Annotated in this window: 20 protein-coding genes; 12 read left to right on the top strand and 8 right to left on the bottom strand. The window is 59.6% G+C overall.

Annotated features, from left to right (window positions below):
* Window positions 1-80: 80 nt before the first annotated feature.
* Together WF513_RS00910 and WF513_RS00905 are read right to left on the bottom strand one after the other, a co-directional pair.
* On the bottom strand, window positions 81-827 hold the full coding sequence (locus WF513_RS00910; protein WP_339080865.1) for a LytTR family DNA-binding domain-containing protein: 747 nt from the start codon (window positions 825-827) through the stop codon (window positions 81-83).
* On the bottom strand, window positions 824-1,906 hold the full coding sequence (locus tag WF513_RS00905) for a sensor histidine kinase (protein WP_339080864.1): 1,083 nt from the start codon (window positions 1,904-1,906) through the stop codon (window positions 824-826). The genes WF513_RS00910 and WF513_RS00905 overlap by 4 nt, the downstream gene beginning before the upstream one ends.
* Before the next feature lie 251 nt (window positions 1,907-2,157).
* On the opposite strand from WF513_RS00905, the gene argH reads away from it, so the two are divergent.
* The 6 genes from argH to WF513_RS00875 all read left to right on the top strand — a co-directional run bounded on the left by argH (window position 2,158) and on the right by WF513_RS00875 (window position 8,010).
* Entirely contained in the window at window positions 2,158-3,552 is a 1,395-nt protein-coding gene (gene argH / locus WF513_RS00900) for an argininosuccinate lyase (protein WP_339080863.1), read from the top strand.
* 31 nt (window positions 3,553-3,583) lie between these two features.
* Window positions 3,584-3,826 (top strand): hypothetical protein, encoded by a 243-nt coding sequence (locus tag WF513_RS00895; RefSeq protein WP_339080861.1) that lies wholly within the window; start codon window positions 3,584-3,586, stop codon window positions 3,824-3,826.
* Between the two features lie 6 nt (window positions 3,827-3,832).
* Window positions 3,833-4,312 (top strand): GNAT family N-acetyltransferase, encoded by a 480-nt coding sequence (locus WF513_RS00890; RefSeq protein WP_339080860.1) that lies wholly within the window; start codon window positions 3,833-3,835, stop codon window positions 4,310-4,312.
* 25 nt (window positions 4,313-4,337) lie between these two features.
* Window positions 4,338-4,607: a hypothetical protein gene (locus tag WF513_RS00885; protein ID WP_339080859.1), complete on the top strand. Its 270-nt coding sequence runs from the start codon at window positions 4,338-4,340 to the stop codon at window positions 4,605-4,607.
* Window positions 4,608-4,783: 176 nt separating this feature from the next.
* Window positions 4,784-5,029, top strand: a complete 246-nt coding sequence (locus WF513_RS00880) for a TIGR02647 family protein (protein ID WP_339080858.1) — start codon at window positions 4,784-4,786, stop codon at window positions 5,027-5,029.
* A 125-nt stretch (window positions 5,030-5,154) separates the two neighbouring features.
* Complete coding sequence (locus WF513_RS00875) at window positions 5,155-8,010, top strand: class I adenylate cyclase (protein WP_339080856.1); 2,856 nt, start codon at window positions 5,155-5,157, stop codon at window positions 8,008-8,010.
* A 7-nt stretch (window positions 8,011-8,017) separates the two neighbouring features.
* Here WF513_RS00875 and rnk read toward each other — a convergent pair whose 3' ends face one another.
* From rnk to WF513_RS00855, 4 genes are all read right to left on the bottom strand, one after another.
* Window positions 8,018-8,428: a nucleoside diphosphate kinase regulator gene (gene rnk / locus WF513_RS00870; protein WP_339080855.1), complete on the bottom strand. Its 411-nt coding sequence runs from the start codon at window positions 8,426-8,428 to the stop codon at window positions 8,018-8,020.
* Window positions 8,429-8,545: 117 nt separating this feature from the next.
* The gene (locus WF513_RS00865) at window positions 8,546-8,716 is read right to left on the bottom strand and encodes a DUF1289 domain-containing protein (protein ID WP_339083671.1); all 171 of its coding nucleotides are present in this window, start codon (window positions 8,714-8,716) and stop codon (window positions 8,546-8,548) included.
* 16 nt (window positions 8,717-8,732) lie between these two features.
* On the bottom strand, window positions 8,733-9,065 hold the full coding sequence (gene cyaY / locus WF513_RS00860; protein WP_298185089.1) for an iron donor protein CyaY: 333 nt from the start codon (window positions 9,063-9,065) through the stop codon (window positions 8,733-8,735).
* Between the two features lie 52 nt (window positions 9,066-9,117).
* The gene (locus WF513_RS00855) at window positions 9,118-10,158 is read right to left on the bottom strand and encodes an AraC family transcriptional regulator (RefSeq protein ID WP_339080854.1); all 1,041 of its coding nucleotides are present in this window, start codon (window positions 10,156-10,158) and stop codon (window positions 9,118-9,120) included.
* A 141-nt stretch (window positions 10,159-10,299) separates the two neighbouring features.
* Between WF513_RS00855 and WF513_RS00850 the strand changes: the two genes are divergently transcribed.
* The 6 genes from WF513_RS00850 (at window position 10,300) to WF513_RS00825 (ending at window position 14,943) form a co-directional block, all read left to right on the top strand.
* Window positions 10,300-10,464, top strand: a complete 165-nt coding sequence (locus WF513_RS00850; protein WP_339080853.1) for a lipoprotein — start codon at window positions 10,300-10,302, stop codon at window positions 10,462-10,464.
* Between the two features lie 9 nt (window positions 10,465-10,473).
* On the top strand, window positions 10,474-11,727 hold the full coding sequence (gene lysA / locus WF513_RS00845; RefSeq protein ID WP_339080852.1) for a diaminopimelate decarboxylase: 1,254 nt from the start codon (window positions 10,474-10,476) through the stop codon (window positions 11,725-11,727).
* Window positions 11,728-11,737: 10 nt separating this feature from the next.
* A complete protein-coding gene (gene dapF, locus WF513_RS00840; RefSeq protein ID WP_339080851.1) occupies window positions 11,738-12,568 on the top strand; it encodes a diaminopimelate epimerase in 831 nt (276 codons plus the stop codon).
* A gap of 13 nt (window positions 12,569-12,581) precedes the next feature.
* Entirely contained in the window at window positions 12,582-13,280 is a 699-nt protein-coding gene (locus WF513_RS00835; RefSeq protein ID WP_339080850.1) for a DUF484 family protein, read from the top strand.
* A gap of 74 nt (window positions 13,281-13,354) precedes the next feature.
* Entirely contained in the window at window positions 13,355-14,251 is an 897-nt protein-coding gene (gene xerC, locus WF513_RS00830) for a tyrosine recombinase XerC (protein ID WP_339080849.1), read from the top strand.
* Window positions 14,248-14,943, top strand: a complete 696-nt coding sequence (locus WF513_RS00825; protein WP_339080848.1) for an HAD-IA family hydrolase — start codon at window positions 14,248-14,250, stop codon at window positions 14,941-14,943. Before xerC ends, WF513_RS00825 begins: the two co-directional genes overlap by 4 nt.
* A gap of 151 nt (window positions 14,944-15,094) precedes the next feature.
* On the opposite strand, the gene sutA is transcribed toward WF513_RS00825, so the two are convergent.
* Entirely contained in the window at window positions 15,095-15,424 is a 330-nt protein-coding gene (gene sutA / locus WF513_RS00820; protein WP_339080847.1) for a transcriptional regulator SutA, read from the bottom strand.
* A gap of 254 nt (window positions 15,425-15,678) precedes the next feature.
* Window positions 15,679-16,929, bottom strand: a complete 1,251-nt coding sequence (locus WF513_RS00815) for an ammonium transporter (protein ID WP_339080846.1) — start codon at window positions 16,927-16,929, stop codon at window positions 15,679-15,681.
* Window positions 16,930-16,931: the final 2 nt, after the last annotated feature.

The following is a 16,931-nucleotide window of genomic DNA, read 5'->3' as shown; positions in this document are numbered from 1 at the left end:
AGAAAACGAACTGCCGCGGATCATAACAGGCTGGCCCAGATCAGGCCTGCACCCGGCGTTATCCGGGTTGGCCGACAGGGCTAAAGGTGATGCATCAACTTGCGCACCCCGGCCACATGCCGACGGCTGACGATCAGCGCTTCCTCATTCATGCCCCTGAGAAATAACTGAAAATGCCCCAGCGGGGTGCGTTGCAGGCGCTCAATGCGTTCACGCGCCACCAGCGCGTTGCGGTGAATGCGCACAAAGCAATCGCCAAATTCGTCTTCCAGCGCCTTCAAGGGTTCGTCCAGCAACACTTCGCCGCCGGCGTGACGCAGGGTTACGTACTTATGATCGGCAATAAAATAAATCACCTGATCCAGCGGAATTAGCTCGATACCTTTGCGCGTGCGGGCACTGATGTGGCTGCGCGGGCCGCCGTTGCTGTCCAGCGCGGGGCGGGTCAAGGCGGCTAGTTGCACACGATTGGGCCGCTCAGCTTTTTTCAGCGCCGCACTCAGATTTTCTGCGCGAACCGGTTTGACCAGATAGCCCACTGCACTGACCTGAAAGGCTTCCAGGGCAAACTCATCATGGGCGGTGCAGAAAATCACTGCCGGCGGCGCCTCGCGCTCACACAACTTGGCCGCCACTTGCAGACCATCTAAGCCAGGCATCCGGATGTCCAGCAACACCACATCGGGTTTCAGGCTGTCGATCAGGCTCAAGGCTTCCTCGCCGTTGCAGGCAGAGGGTTCAAGTACGCAATAGCCCTCTAATTCGCCCACCATACGGCTTAGGCGTTCACGGGCCAGAGGTTCGTCATCGACAATCAGGACATTCATAATGCACGGGCTTCCTGCTTGGGTCTTGCACAAGGATAGCGTAGACACGTGAAGTGGCGACCGTCACGGCGCTCTACGCTGAGACTGGCCCGCGGCCCGAAAAGTGCCACTAATCGCGCATCAATATTGCTCAAGCCCTGATGCGTGCCACGGGATGGTGGCTGCTGGTCTAGTTGCTCATAGGGGTTGCTGACGCACAACTGGAATACTCCCTCGTTATAACTCGCCTCAACCCGCACCACGCCACCTTCAATACGCGGCTGTATGCCGTAGATCAAGGCGTTTTCCAGCAGCGGCTGCAGGGTCAGTTGTGGAATCGGCAGATCATCCGGCACCCCAGTGATCTCCCACTGCAACTGTAGACGTTCGCCGAGCCGATAGCGCTCAATCGACAAATATCGCTGCGCCAACTCCAACTCCTCGCACCAGGGCACCAAGCTACCCGGCTTAGCTAAGCTGGCGCGGAACAAATCAGAGAGATCCAGCACCGCCTGCTCAGCTTTATTAGGGTCAATCACCACCAAGCTGGCAATGCTGTTGAGGCTATTGAACAGAAAGTGCGGACGGATACGCGCTTGCAGCGACTCAATGCGCGCGCGCAACTCCGCTTGCTCCTGCTTACGCCATTGGCTTTGCAGGTAGAAGTAGCGCAGCAGCAGCGCCGACATGATCAAACTAATCAAGGCATGGCGCAGGTACAGATTGACCTCACCAGCACGCGGCAGCGGCCCGCCCAGCTCGTAATAGTCGGCAACTGCGGTACAGAGCAAGCTCAACGCAATCACAATCGCACAGCACAGCGCGCCGGCTGTAGCGGCACGCATACGCGCCATCAGGGGGCGCAAGCGGCACAGCACGGCGGCCGAGAGCAGCACGATCCACTGCACAAACAGTGACGTCAGCGCCAGACGCACCCAGTCAAAGCCCGGCAGCATGGGCTCGGACAACACCAGTACCAACACCAATAATTCGGCCAGCAAGACCATGCTCAGCAGGGCTTCTGGCTCGCACAGTTCAGGCACGAAGAAGTCATCAACCAGTGGCGGGTGTTTTTCTGATAACGCGCTTTTTAGTTTCATCGTCGCAGTTTCCGCGTGACCTGCCCCAGCAGCAAGACAGACCGCTGCCACCGGGCAAAATAAAGCACCGAAGTGCGCCTGCACGGATGAAACTGTGACCGGCGCAACATTGCCACGCCTAAGCCTAGCTGCTGCCCAAACAATGCGACGCGGCGAATTTGCTGGCCAGCCTGTTATTATCAGCACACCTTTCGTCTTGCTGGCCGCCCTGCGCGGCCAGCCCGTTTTAGCGCACCAGCCGAGCGAAGCCCATGAGCACTGAAAAAATCAACCAATCCTGGGGCGGCCGCTTTAGCGAGCCCGTCGATGCCTTTGTTGCCCGCTTTACCGCCTCCGTCGAATTCGACAAGCGCCTGTATCGCCACGACATCATGGGCTCCATCGCCCATGCCACCATGCTGGCCAAGGTGGGCGTACTGACCGACGCTGAGCGCGACAGCATCATCGATGGCCTGACGCAGATTCAGGGCGAGATCGAAGCTGGCCAGTTCGACTGGCGCGTCGACCTGGAAGATGTGCACATGAACATCGAAGCACGCCTGACCGACCGCATCGGCGTGACCGGCAAGAAGCTGCACACCGGCCGTAGCCGCAACGACCAGGTGGCGACTGATATTCGCCTGTGGCTGCGCGACGAAATCGACCTGATCCTCGGCGAAATCACCCGCCTGCAGCAGGGCCTGCTGGAACAGGCTGAGCGTGAAGCGGCAAGCATTATGCCCGGCTTCACCCACCTGCAAACCGCGCAGCCGGTGACCTTTGGCCACCATATGCTGGCCTGGTTTGAGATGCTCGCGCGCGATTACGAACGCTTGGTTGACTGCCGCAAGCGCACCAACCGTATTCCACTCGGCTCGGCCGCGCTGGCCGGCACCACTTACCCGATTCAGCGCGAAGTCACCGCCCAATTGCTGGGTTTCGACGCAGTCGGCGGCAACTCGCTGGACGGCGTATCGGATCGCGACTTCGCTATCGAATTCTGCGCTGCAGCCTCGATTGCCATGATGCACCTGTCGCGCTTCTCCGAAGAGCTGGTGCTGTGGACCAGCGCGCAGTTCCAGTTCATCGACCTGCCGGACCGTTTCTGCACCGGCAGCTCGATCATGCCGCAGAAGAAAAACCCCGACGTTCCTGAGTTGGTACGCGGCAAGACCGGCCGCGTATTCGGCGCCCTAATGGGCCTGCTGACCTTGATGAAAGGCCAGCCGCTGGCCTACAACAAAGACAATCAGGAAGACAAAGAGCCGCTGTTCGACGCCGCCGACACCCTGCGCGACAGCCTGCGCGCCTTTGCCGACATGATCCCGGCGATCAAACCCAAGCACGCGATCATGCGTGAAGCCGCATTGCGCGGTTTCTCCACCGCCACCGATCTGGCCGATTACCTAGTGCGCCGTGGCCTGCCATTTCGCGATTGCCACGAAATCGTCGGCCATGCAGTGAAGTACGGTGTTGAATCCGGCAAGGACCTGGCCGAGATGAGCCTCGACGAGCTGCGCCAATTCAGCGCGCAGATCGAACAAGACGTGTTCGCCGTACTGACCCTAGAAGGCTCGGTGAACGCCCGCGACCATATCGGCGGCACGGCACCCAATCAGGTGCGCGCCGCTGTCACGCGTGGTCGCGAGCTGCTGGCGACGCGCTGATTGTCAACGGACTAAGGGAAAAGGACGTCCCATGCTCGAGCTGTTGCTGCGCAGTTTGTTTGTCTTGGGGGAGGTCGTGCTGGAGCTGGTTTTCGGCTACCTCTTCTACGCCAGCGGCTGGCTGATGCTGCGCCTGCTGACGCTGGGCTGTTATCCGCGCCGGCCACTAAACGCGCCTGACCCGATGGACTCGCGCAGCAGCTGGATCACCGCCTTCGGCGTTCTCTGCGTGGTCGGCATGCCGCTCTCTCTTCTGATTTTTCTCAATAGCTGAGCCCTAATGACCCTGAATATCCGCCCCGCTATAGTTGAAGACGCCGCCCTCATCTTGCGTTTTATCGTCGATCTGGCGATCTACGAGAAAGCCGAGCATGAGGTGAAGACAGACGTAGCGGGGATCGAGGCGAGTCTGTTCGGGCCCGACAGCAGCACCCAAGCGCTGATCTGCGAGCATGAAGGCCAGCCTATTGGCTATGCCGTGTACTTTTTCAATTACTCGACCTGGTTGGGCAAACACGGGCTGTACCTTGAAGACCTCTACGTCAGCCCGGAAAAACGCGGCGTGGGTGCGGGTAAAGCCCTGCTGCGTCACCTCGCACAGCTGGCTGTGGCCAAGCGCTGTGGCCGTTTTGAGTGGGCCGTGCTGGACTGGAACCAGCCAGCCATTGATTTCTACCAATCGTTCGGCGCCCGCCCGCAGGACGAATGGACCACCTACCGCCTGACCGGCCAGGCCCTGCTCGACTTTGCCGAAGACTAAAACACCCCTCTTTTCGGAGTACCTCATGAGCGAGCAAAACGACGAAGACTTTGCCCAGGACACCCTGAGCCACGCCATTGAAAACCAGCTTGAAGCCGGCGAGCCGGCCTTCGTGCAATCAGTGCTGAACAAATTGACCTTAGTCGGCTACGAGCGCGAAGCGATTATCGAGCTGATGGCGCTAGTGCTGGCCGATGAGATCGAGGTGATGTTGCGCGATGATCGCAGCTTCGACCTTGGCCGTTACGAGCAAGGCCTTCGCGCCCTGCCCGAACTGCCGGAACAGGCGAAGTAAAAAGCCCAGAGATTTTTACCCCACTGCGGCTAGACTTCTGGCAGCATCGGTTCACGGCAGCTTGCTTAGGTTTTTCTGTACGTCTTTTGCACGCTGCCCAATGTTTCAGCCGATCTACCGCAGCGGGTGCTGCAGCCGCCGGTTGCCGCTCATTTAAATACGAAGCTGGAGTACGTATGGCCTTTACCCCGGAATTAATTGCCGAACTGGAAATCCTCGCACTGTTCAACCTGGGCACCACCCAGGAAGGCATCAAAGTTCATCAGACGGCCACACCCTCGGCGGTTTCTGCCGCCAAGCGCTTGCATGAGAAAGGCTTGATCAGTCTACCCGATGGCGGTTACCTAACCAGCCTTGGCCTGGACGCTGCTGAACACGCACAAGTCTTGCTGACCATTCTCAACGTCACCGAAGCGGCTTAACCGCTGCTTCTGCGCTGCGGCGCCAGCCTCAAGCTGCCCGCAACGCAGGCTATAACCCTGTATCCGCAGCCGCGCGCTAACCCACTGACACGGCATGATCGCGCATCGCCCCGCAGAGCCTGAGCATGAGTCGTACTGAGGAAATTCGCCCGGACATTGATGACGGCATCGACCGCAAGGTACTGACGCAGTTACGTGCGCGCTTCCTCAACCTTAACCGTGGCCGTCTGCAACGTGCCATGCAGGCACTCTCAACGCGCCAACAATTGGTGCTGAAACTGCTGCCGCTGCTGTTTCACGTTAACCACCCGCTCCTGCCGGGTTATGTTTCTGGGCTCACGCCTGCGGGCCTGAGCGGCTTTGAACCGGATGACGACGTGCTCGCTGAAGTGCAGCGTCTGACCCGTTCATTCGCCTACAAGCCCTATCGCGGTAAACCCGCACTGCCGATCCACGGCCTGTTTCTAATGGGCAGTCTGGGCACTGTCGCCCAAGCTGAGCAGAGTGACATGGACCTGTGGGTGTGCCACGCCAGCGACCTCAGCCCACAGCAGGTGCATGAGCTGAGCAAAAAATGCGCACTGCTCGAAGCCTGGGCCGCGACCTTCGGCGCCGAGGCGCACTTCTTTCTAATCGATCCCGCACGCTTCACCCATGGCGAGCGCGAAGCGCAACTGACCTCGGATGATTGCGGCACCACCCAGCACTACCTGCTGCTCGACGAGTTCTACCGCACCGCCATCTGGCTCGGCGGACGAACGCCCCTCTGGTGGCTGGTGCCGGTGTATGAAGAACAGCGCTATCAGCATTACACCAGCGCCCTTCTGGCCAAGCGTTTTGTGCGCGCCGAAGACGTCATTGACCTCGGTCACCTGGCGCGCATTCCGCCGGAAGAATTTGTTGGCGCGGGGATGTGGCAGCTGTTCAAGGGCATCGAGTCACCCTACAAGTCGGTACTCAAGCTGCTGCTGACTGAGGTCTACGCCAGCGAACACCCCAAGGTCGAATGCCTGTCGCTGCGCTTCAAGCAGGCGGTGTTCTCTAACCGTTTAGATGTCGACGAACTCGACCCTTATATCGTGGTGTATCGCCGCCTGGAGGAGTACCTCAAGGCCCGCGGCGAGCATGAACGTTTAGAGCTGATCCGCCGCTGCCTGTATCTGAAAGTCGATAAAAAACTCAGCCGACCGCCCAGCCACAACCGCAAAAGTTGGCAACGCCTGTTGCTGGAGCGCCTGACGCGTGACTGGAATTGGGACAGCCGCCAGCTGGCCATGCTCGACAGCCGCAGCCAATGGAAGGTGCGCCAGGTCAGCGTGGAGCGGCGCATGCTGGTCAATGAGCTGACCTACAGCTATCGCTTCTTATCGGAATTCGCCCGTAACGCCGAAGTCGGCAGCTCGCTCAACAGCCGTGACCTCGGCATTCTTGGTCGGCGCTTGTACGCAGCCTTCGAGCGCAAGGCCGGCAAGATTGAATTTATCAACCCCGGCATCGCCCCCGACCTCGCCGAAGACACCCTGACACTGGCCCAGAGCCCCAGCCCGGATGAGCCCAACGAAACCCTTTGGGCGCTCTACAGCGGTAGCGTTAACGCACAAGACCTGGCCGACTTCTCGCCGCTCAAACGTACGCGCGCGCTGATCGAATTGCTCGCTTGGTGCCAGCGCAACGGCGTGATCGATAACAGCACGCGGCTGTCGCTGCACCCCGGTAGCAGCGACCTGACTGAGTTTGAACTGTCCAATTTGCTCAGCAGCCTGCAGCAGACCCTCCCACTGCCGCTGCCCGCCGTCGATGAAACCGCACTGCTGAGCGCCAGCGTGCCCAGCGAGGTGCTGCTACTGGTCAACGTGGGTGTCGACCCGCTCAAGCAGTTCAGCCAGATGAACATGCACATGACCTCCGAGCGGACCGATGCGCTGGGCTATTCTGGGGTGCGCGAGAACCTGATCCTGACCATTGATCAGGTCACGTTAAACAGCTGGAATGAATTGCTGGTCAGCCGTTATGACGGCCCGCATGCGCTGCTCGATTGCTTGCGCGATTTTCTTAACAACCTCCCCGCAGGCGGGCGCAAACCCAACCTGCAGGTGCGCTGCTTCTGCCGCAACCGAGCCACGGCGATTGCTGAGCGGGTCGAGGAGCTGTTCCGCGAAACCCTCGCCAGTTGCAGCAGCGAACAGAACAATCGCTACCTGTTGCAGATCAAGCAGCACTACCACGTGCTCGACTTAAAGCCCGGCCATGTCAGCCACACCAGCCTAAAAGACCTGCCCACGCTGATCGACCACTTGGGTGAGGAATTGTCCGGCTACAGCGATTTGCATCTGGATCGCAGCGCATTGGAAGGACAGGACTTGGCGCTGATTCTGCCGCTCGGTCGGCCGCAGTGCATCCAAGTGTTTTATCGGCTAAACGAGGCCGACGCCACGGCCGAGCTGAGCGTGCTCGACGAACACAATGCGCTGTGGCGCCAACAAATGCCCTACCGTGATGAGCAGAGCCTGCTGACGCCGTTGCAACGCTTTTTGCACTCGGTGTTGTACCGCCGTAATGCACTGCTGCCGCTGGATAACCTGCCGGCACATCAACCGCTGGAAATTATCTATTACCAAGTGCTGCCGGATGCCCCGTTGCGTGCCCAGCGCTTGGAGCGGCGAGCGCCGCCGCTGTCGCCGATCAGCCACCCGTTCTATGACGTGCAGGCCATCGTTGAGCCAGCTGATGGCAGGCGTTCGCATGTCACGCTGTACTGTAACCACCGAGAATTTTCCGAGCTGGAATACGCGGGCGACTTGTTCGCCGCCGTGGCCCAGCACATCCTTGCACAGCGCCGCGACAGCGCACGCTACCCCTGCTACATCACTGATTTGGACTTGTCAGCGGTGCTTGGCGAGGGGCATATGCAAAGCGTGCATTACCTGCGTTACAAAAACCGCCTAGAAGCCGCCCTCAATCAGGCACTGCAAAAGGCTTAAGCGCGGCTCAGCCGCGGCTGTATTCACCGGCTGCTTCCGGCTGATATTCCACCGCCAACAGCGTCAGCTTAAGCACTTTGCCGCTGGGCGTAGTCCAGTCGATGTGCTGGCCGACAGACAGACCCAGCAAGGCTGTACCCACCGGCGCTAAAACAGACACGCAGCCTTCGCCGCCGGCGTCTTGCGGGTAAACCAGGGTCAGGTGGTAATCCCTACCGCTGCTTTCTTCACGGCAATGCACCCGCGAATTCATGGTCACCACACCGGCCGGCACTTCGTCATGGCCCACCACATCGGCGCGATCAAGTTCAGCCTGCAACGCAGTGGCATTGGGGCCGAAGTCATCGAGACTGTCGAGCAAATGCTCAAGGCGCTGCAAGTCGAGACGGGTGATGGTGAGCGAAGTTGTGCTGGTCATGGTGCGGGTATGTCCCCTTTACGGATGATGAAAAAAGCAAAACCCCATCACGAAGACGGGGTTTTGCAAGGTTTTGCTGACCGTACCACAGCCACTCAAATAAACAAGACTGCCCGGTCAAGGGACCTGGTTTCGCTGCTGCAGGCGTGCCTCGGCGGCTGTGCAGATCGCCCGCTGACGCGGCTGGTCAGCCTTACTCCAATCGAGAATATCCTGCAGGGTGCGACCACAGCCCAGGCAAATATCCTGATCATCCAGGCAACACTGGCGACGGCAGGGCGAGACAATCGTCTCGCCCGCAGCATCAGAGCTCTTCAAACTCAAGGTCGGCACCGGATTGCTCCAAGGTAATGCGCGCCAGCATTTCACCCAGCTGTTCGTCGCTGCTGTCACACATCCAGCGCTCGCTGGCTTGGTCATAATCAAAATGAAAACCACCCGAACGGGCCGCCAGCCAAAGTTGGCGCAACGGTTCTTGGCGGCTGAAAATCAACTGGGTGCCGTTCTCGAAGCGAACAGTCAGTACGCCAGCGGAATTTTCCAGATCAAGATCCAGGTCGCAATCATCGAAAATATCTTCCACCGCCTGTTGGGTGGCATCAACCAGATCGTGAAAGCGTGCTTCGGTCAAACTCATTACGACATCCCTCAAAAAATTCAACAACTGCAAAAGTCTTAGGCTGCGGTGGTTAACGTTGTTTTAACTGGCGGCGATATTCGCCTGGGCTTTGCCCCGTCCAGCGCCGAAACGCGCGGGCCAGTGAACCGGGCTCACTGAACCCAACCAGAAAGGCAATCTCTGTTAGCTCCAGGGTCGGGTCACGCAAATAGTGCAGCACCAGCTGCTGGCGCGTTTCATCCAGCAACTGGTTGAAGGATAACCCGGCTTCGCGCAAACGCCGCTGCAGAGTACGCGGACTGAGCGCCAAACGCGCGGCGATTTGCTGCAAGTCCGCGCCCATTTCCGGCAACTGCCGGGCCAGCTCCCGGCGCGCGCGATCAAGCACGCTATGGCCTTGTTGAATTTCACCGAGCAGGCGATCGGCATAAGCATCGAGCGTCTGGCGTACGTGAGCATCGGCCTGACCCAGCGGTGTGGCAAGTAAGCGTTTAGGGAATACCAGCGCGTTATCCGCCTGCTCGAACAACACCGGGCAGCCAAATATCCGCTGGTATTCAGTCGTATCAGCCGGGGCTGCATGCTGAAAACGCACCTCGGTCGGCGGGATATCCAGGCCGCTGATCCAGTGACCGAAGGTCACCCAACCGGCCAAGGTTTCTTCACTGAGCTGACGTTTTTGCTGCGGCAAAACCGGCTGCCAACTGTGCACAACCTGCGGCTCCAAGCCAGCGCGAGGTGGCTCATCCGCCAGATCAACGCGACCGAGGTTACCCACCAACGCGGCGTAACGGGCTTGGCGGTGTAAGGCATCGGCGAGGGTCGCACAACTCATGATCAGGTAACCCAATACACCGTAATAACCCGGGCGCACCGCTTCGCCTAGATGCAGCCCCAGTTGCTCATCACCCGTCAGGCGTACGCCATGCCCGAGCAACTCCAGATAGGTGCTGGCTGCGATACGCTGGTCACGCTGCGCGAGAAGCTGCGGGCTCACCTGCGCCGACTCCAGTAACGCCATCGTATCGAGCCCCTGACGGCTGAGGTAATCGAGTAACCCTTGCAGATAGGCGACGGAAACCGAACTGCTGACGGCTATGGGGTTGTCCATCCAGGCTCCTGATCACGGGTGGTCGGCGCTAGCGCCAAAGATACAGGCAAAGCCACGCCAGACGGGAACCCCGGCGCATAGGCAAGGCGTCGGGGGCTCGGTATACTCGGGCGCAATTATGCTTTTTACAGGGATTTCACCATGAAGCGGTTATTGACTGCCCTCTTCAGCGTCGTTGCTCTCAGCGCGCTGCTCGCCGGCTGTGGCCAAAAAGGCCCGTTGTTTTTGCCCGAAGAAAGCGCCCCTGCGCCTGCACAGGTCGAGCCCGTGGCTGAACCTGCAGCTGAACCTGCACAGACCGAATAAGGATCGCGAATGAACGCCTTCAACTACCGCGACGGTGCGCTGTTCGCGGAAGGCGTGGCGTTGTCCGCCATTGCCCAGCGTTTCGGTACGCCGACTTACGTTTATTCGCGCGCGCACATCGAAGCGCAGTATCGCGCCTATGCCGATGCCCTGCAGGGCATACCGTATTTGGTTTGTTTTGCCGTTAAAGCCAACTCCAATATCGGCGTGTTAAACGTTCTGGCGCGCCTCGGCGCAGGTTTCGACATCGTCTCCCGTGGCGAGCTTGAGCGGGTGCTGGCTGCCGGCGGTGAAGCCAGCAAAATTGTCTTCTCCGGTGTCGGCAAGAGCCGTGACGACATGTGCCGTGCATTAGAGGTGGGCGTGCATTGCTTTAACGTCGAGTCCACCGATGAGCTGGAGCGCCTGCAAAGCGTCGCGGCTGAAATGGTCAAAACGGCGGCGATTTCACTGCGGGTCAACCCTGATGTGGACGCGGGTACTCACCCCTATATTTCGACCGGCCTTAAAGAGAACAAATTCGGCATTGCCATTGCCGATGCGCCAGCCGTGTATGCACGCGCTGCGGCGTTGCCCAATCTGCAGGTGGTGGGCGTCGATTGCCACATCGGCTCGCAACTGACCACCCTGCCGCCGTTCCTTGATGCGCTTGACCGCTTGCTCGCGCTAGTCGACAACCTTGCCGCTCAAGGCATCCAGATTAAGCATTTGGACCTCGGTGGCGGCCTCGGCGTGCAATACCGCGACGAGCAACCACCACTGGCCGGTGATTACATCAAGGCAGTGCGTGAGCGCATTGCCGGGCGCGACCTGAAGTTGGTGTTCGAGCCGGGCCGCTACATCGTCGCCAATGCCGGCGTGCTGCTGACTCAAATTGAGTACCTCAAGCACACCGAGCACAAAGACTTTGCCATCGTTGATGCCGCGATGAACGACCTCATCCGCCCAGCGCTGTACCAAGCGTGGATGGAAGTGGTGGCGGTTGAACCGCGCGCGGGCGCAACGCGTAATTACGACATTGTTGGGCCGATCTGCGAAACCGGTGACTTCCTCGCCAAAGACCGTGACCTGGCCTTGGCTGAAGGTGATCTGCTGGCCGTGCGCTCGGCCGGTGCTTACGGTTTTGTGATGAGCTCCAACTACAACACCCGCGGTCGCGCCGCTGAGGTGATGGTGGATGGTGAACAGGCCTTCGAAGTGCGTCGCCGCGAGACGCTCAGTGAGCTTTTTGCCGGCGAAACCTGCCTGCCAGCCGCCCGCTAAGGACTCGCTCATGTTATTGCGCTTTACTAAAATGCACGGCCTCGGCAACGACTTTATGGTCCTCGACCTGATTAGCCAGCACGCACATATCCAGCCGAAAAACGCCAAACAATGGGGCGATCGTCACACCGGTGTCGGCTTTGACCAGCTGCTGCTGGTTGAGCCACCCAGCAACCCGGACGTGGATTTTCGCTACCGTATTTTCAATGCTGACGGCTCAGAAGTGGAGCAGTGCGGCAACGGCGCACGTTGCTTCGCGCGCTTTGTACTGGATAAACGTCTGACCGCGAAGAAGCAAATTCGCGTGGAAACCAAGAGCGGCATCATCGAGTTGGATGTGCGCAGCGACGGGCAGATCAGCGTCAACATGGGTGCGCCGCGCTTGGTCCCCGTCGACATCCCCTTCCAAGCCGAACAACAAGCCTTGAGCTACCGCGTAACGGTGGACGAGCAGGAGGTTGAATTGGCCGCGGTGTCCATGGGCAATCCGCATGCCGTGCTGCGCGTCGACAACGTCGATAGCGCGCCGGTGCGTAGCTTGGGACCGACGCTGGAGCATCATCCGCGCTTCCCGCAGCGGGTCAACGTCGGCTTCCTGCAAGTGCTCGATCGCCGGCTGGCCAAATTACGCGTTTGGGAACGCGGCGCGGGGGAAACTCAAGCCTGCGGCACCGGCGCCTGCGCGGCGGCGGTTGCCGCCATCAGTCAGGGCTGGATGGACTCACCGCTGCAGATCGAATTGCCCGGCGGCAAACTAAGCATTGAATGGGCAGGCCCGGGCCAGCCCGTTATGATGACCGGCCCTGCAGTCCGTGTGTATGAAGGACAAGTCCGTTTATGACCGAGCACCGCCCATGACCGCCAAGCAGGATTCACCCAAGTCACTGGATTCAGAGGCTGTGGCCGCTTATCTGCGCCTGCATCCGGAATTCTTTATCGACCACGATGAGTTGATCCCCGAGCTGCGCATTCCGCACCAGCGCGGCGATACCGTATCGCTGGTCGAGCGCCAGGTGAAACTGCTGCGCGAGCGCAACATAGAGATGCGCCATCGCCTGTCACAACTGATGGATGTGGCCCGCGACAATGACCGCTTGTTTGATAAAACCCGGCGCTTGGTGCTCGACTTGCTCGATGCCAACAGCTTGGAAAACGTGGTCAGCTGCGTGGAAGACAGCCTGCGCAGTGAGTTCCAGGTGCCCTTCGTCAGCTTAATACTGTTCAGCGACGCACCGCTGCCGGTGGGTCGCTCAGTCAGCAGTGCCGAGGCCCATCAGGCCGTCGGTGGCCTGCTCGCCGGCGGCAAGACCATCTGCGGCGTGCTGCGCGAGCATGAGCTGAGCTTCTTGTTTGGCAGCGCAGATGGCGCCCAAGTGGGTTCAGCGGCCGTGGTCAGCATTGTCTATCAGGGCCTGCATGGCGTGCTGGCCATCGGCAGCAGCGACCCGCAGCATTACAAAAGCTCACTGGGCACATTGTTTCTCGGCTATATCGCCGAAGTGCTGGGCCGCGTCGTACCGGGTTTTGCCACCCCACTGCGCTCGGTTAGATAACCGCAACAACCCTTAGGATGGGTTACACGCCGCGCCGCTAACCCATGCTACGCACGCCACCGCCGGGAGCTTCCATGCAAGACTTACTGGACGCCTACCTCGAGCACTTGCGCAGCGAGCGCCAGCTTTCTGCCCACACCCTAATCGGCTATAGCCACGACCTCAGTAAGCTGGTGGCGCTGTGCCCACTTGAGCACATTGATAGCTGGCCGGCACTCGACACCGCGCGACTGCGGCGCATGGTCGGTCGCCTGCATAGGCAAGGCCAATCCAGCCGCAGCCTAGCCCGCCTGCTGTCTGCTACCCGCGGGTTGTACCGTTATTTGATTCGCGAAGGCCATTGCCAGAGCGATCCCGCCAGTGGCCTGACGCCACCCAAAGGGGAGCGCCGCCTGCCAAAAACCCTGGATGCCGACCGCACGGCGCAACTGCTGGACGGCGCGCTGGAAGACGACTTTATTGCTCGCCGCGATCAGGCCATGCTTGAGTTGTTCTACTCATCAGGCTTGCGCCTGTCGGAGCTGGTCAGCCTTAACCTCGACAGCCTCGACCTGCCCGCTGGTTTAGTTCGCGTCATCGGTAAAGGTAACAAGGCCCGCGAACTGCCGCTGGGTCGCATGGCGCGCGAGTCTATGGCGCAGTGGTTGCCGCTGCGTGCGCTGGCCAACCCGGCCGATGGTGCCGTGTTTATCAGCCAGCAGGGCCGCCGAATCGGCCCGCGCGCCGTGCAACTGCGCGTGCGCCAAGCTGGCGTGCGTGAGTTGGGCCAGCACCTGCACCCACATATGCTGCGCCATAGCTTTGCCAGCCATATGCTGGAGTCATCCCAAGACTTACGCGCGGTACAGGAACTGCTCGGCCACGCCGATATCGCCACCACCCAGGTTTACACCCACCTAGATTTCCAGCACCTGGCCGCGGTCTATGACCAAGCCCACCCCAGGGCTAAACGCAAAGGCAATACAGAATGAGCATTCAGTTAATCACCTTCGACCTCGACGATACGCTGTGGGATGTCACCCCAGTGATGCAGGACGCTGAAGCGGCGCTGCGCAACTGGCTGGCCCTGCACGCACCGCGCTTGGGCGCCGTGCCGGTGGAGCATCTGTGGTCAATTCGTGCGGGGCTTTTGCACGCCGAGCCCATGCTCAAGCATCGCCTCAGCGAACTGCGCCGGCGCATCCTTTTGCATGCTTTGGCAGACGCCGGCTACCCGCCCAGTGATGCACAGGCACTGGCCGAAGCTGGCTTTCAGATCTTCCTCGCCGCACGCCATCAGGTAGAGTTGTTCGCCGATGTCCATCCAACCCTTGAAGCGTTGGCCAATCGCTTCCAGCTTGGGGTGATCACCAACGGCAATGCTGATGTGCGGCGACTGGGCCTCGCAGACTACTTTCAGTTCGCCCTGTGCGCCGAGGAACTGGGCATCGGCAAACCCGACCCCAAACCGTTTACCGAAGCCCTGAAGCGCGCCGGAATTGCCGCTGAACACGCCGTGCATATTGGCGATCACCCCAGCGACGATATCGCCGGCGCGCAAGCCGCCGGCCTGCGCGCCATCTGGTTCAACCCGCAGGGTAAGCCCTGGGAAGCTGAGAACAGCCCGGATGGACAAATCCGCAGGTTGGCTGAACTGCCAACGCTACTACACAGCTGGGCATAGGCTGCAGACGCGCGGCCCTGGCCGACTATGAGCGGTGGATGGATAAAGCGCCATCCACCCTACAAAGGCATCTGCCTGCCTTAACAAGGCATCGCGCACAAAAAAGCCCACAGGCTTATGACCTGCGGGCTTTTCGGTTTACCGCAGGCGCCTAGATAGGACGGCTGCCGTACTTACCTTCTGGCTTTTTCGGCGGGTCGGAGACCACATTTGGCTCGACCTCCTGCACCTTGCCACCACGCGAAAGGAATTCTTCCATGGCGCGGGCCAGGGCATCACGCTCTTTCTGCTTGGCCTCAACGCTCGGCAGCTCTTCTACCGCAACAGCAGCTTTTACCTTTTTGCTTTTGCTGGCAGGGGCAACTTCGTCGTCACCGTTGTCATCATCGCTGCCGTCACCATCATCAGCGCTCGCCAGTTCTTCGCCTTCATCTTCGTCGGCGCCTTCTAATTCGTCGTTTTCCAGATCTTCGTCGCTCATGTTCCAGCCTCATGACTTGCGAAAAGCAGAGTAGTTATAGCCCAGCGGCCTCAGCTTTCTAACACCGCTAATAAAAATTCCTGTGGCCTTGCCTTGGCCGAGCGCTGCGCACTGGCAAAGTGCACTCGACGGCGCGCATTTTAGGGTCTGTTGCCGCTTGATCACAACTGCGCACGTGCTTAAAAGCATCAGAGCAGCATGGCGTGCAAAAAACAAAGGGCGCCAATAGGCGCCCTCGTTCGTAGCAGAGAAAATTAACGCTTGGTGAATTCCGGATAGGCTTCCATGCCGCACTCAGCGATATCCACACCTTCGTATTCTTCTTCCTCACTTACCCGCAGGCCGATGACCAGTTTAATGATGGACCAAACGATCAGGCTGGCGATGAATACCCAAGCGAAGATTGAACCGATACCCAGCAACTGCGCGCCTAAGGTGGCATCGCTGTTGGTGAGACAAACGGCGAGCAGGCCCCAGATACCGACCACCCCGTGAACGGAAATGGCACCGACTGGATCGTCGAGCTTGAGCTTGTCCAGACCGAGGATCGAGAACACCACCAGTACGCCGCCTACACCACCGATCAGGGTGGCTTGCAGGGCCGATGGGGTTAACGGCTCGGCGGTGATCGCCACCAGGCCCGCCAACGCACCGTTGAGCGCCATGGTCAGGTCAGCCTTACCGAACAGAACGCGCGCGACGATGAGCGCTGCGATCAGGCCACCGGCAGCTGACATATTGGTGTTGACGAAAACTTGGGCAACCGCGTTAGCGTCTTCGATGGTGCTCATCTTCAGCTGCGAACCACCGTTGAAACCGAACCAGCCCATCCACAGGATGAAGGTACCCAGTGCGGCCATGGGCAGGTTGGCACCCGGAATGGCGTTTACTTGGCCATTCGGGCCGTATTTGCCCTTGCGTGCGCCCAGCAGCAGTACGCCAACCAGAGCCGCCGTAGCACCCGCCATGTGCACGATGCCGGAGCCTGCGAAGTCAAGGAAGCCGGCCTCGTTGAGGAAGCCTGAACCCCATTTCCAGAAGCCTTGTACCGGATAGATGAAACCGGTCATGACCACGGCGAAAGCCAGGAAGGCAAACAGCTTCATGCGCTCAGCGACAGCACCGGAAACAATCGACATGCAGGTAGCGGCGAACACCACCTGGAAGAAGAAGTCCGAACGGGCTGAGTAGTAAGGCGCATCTTCACCGCCGGCCAATACTGACTCGACACTATTTTCATCACCAATCAAGAAACCCAAGCTTGGCAGGATGCCGCCTTCAGGGCTGGAGTACATGATGTGGTAGCCAATAACCAAGTACATGATGCTGGCCACGGCGTACAGGGCGATGTTTTTTGTCAGAATTTCAGTGGTGTTCTTGGCGCGCACCAAACCGGATTCGAGCATGGCGAAACCCGCCGCCATCCACATCACCAGCGCGCCGCAAATCAGGAAGTAAAACGTATCAAAACCGTACTGCAGTGCAGTCAATGCTGTGTTGTCCATGG

Source organism: Pseudomonas sp. TMP9, from assembly GCF_037943105.1.
In the GTDB taxonomy this organism is placed as follows: Bacteria; Pseudomonadota; Gammaproteobacteria; order Pseudomonadales; family Pseudomonadaceae; genus Aquipseudomonas.
Note: the sequence above shows the minus strand (reverse complement) of the source record. Positions and strands in the feature narration are given on the sequence as shown.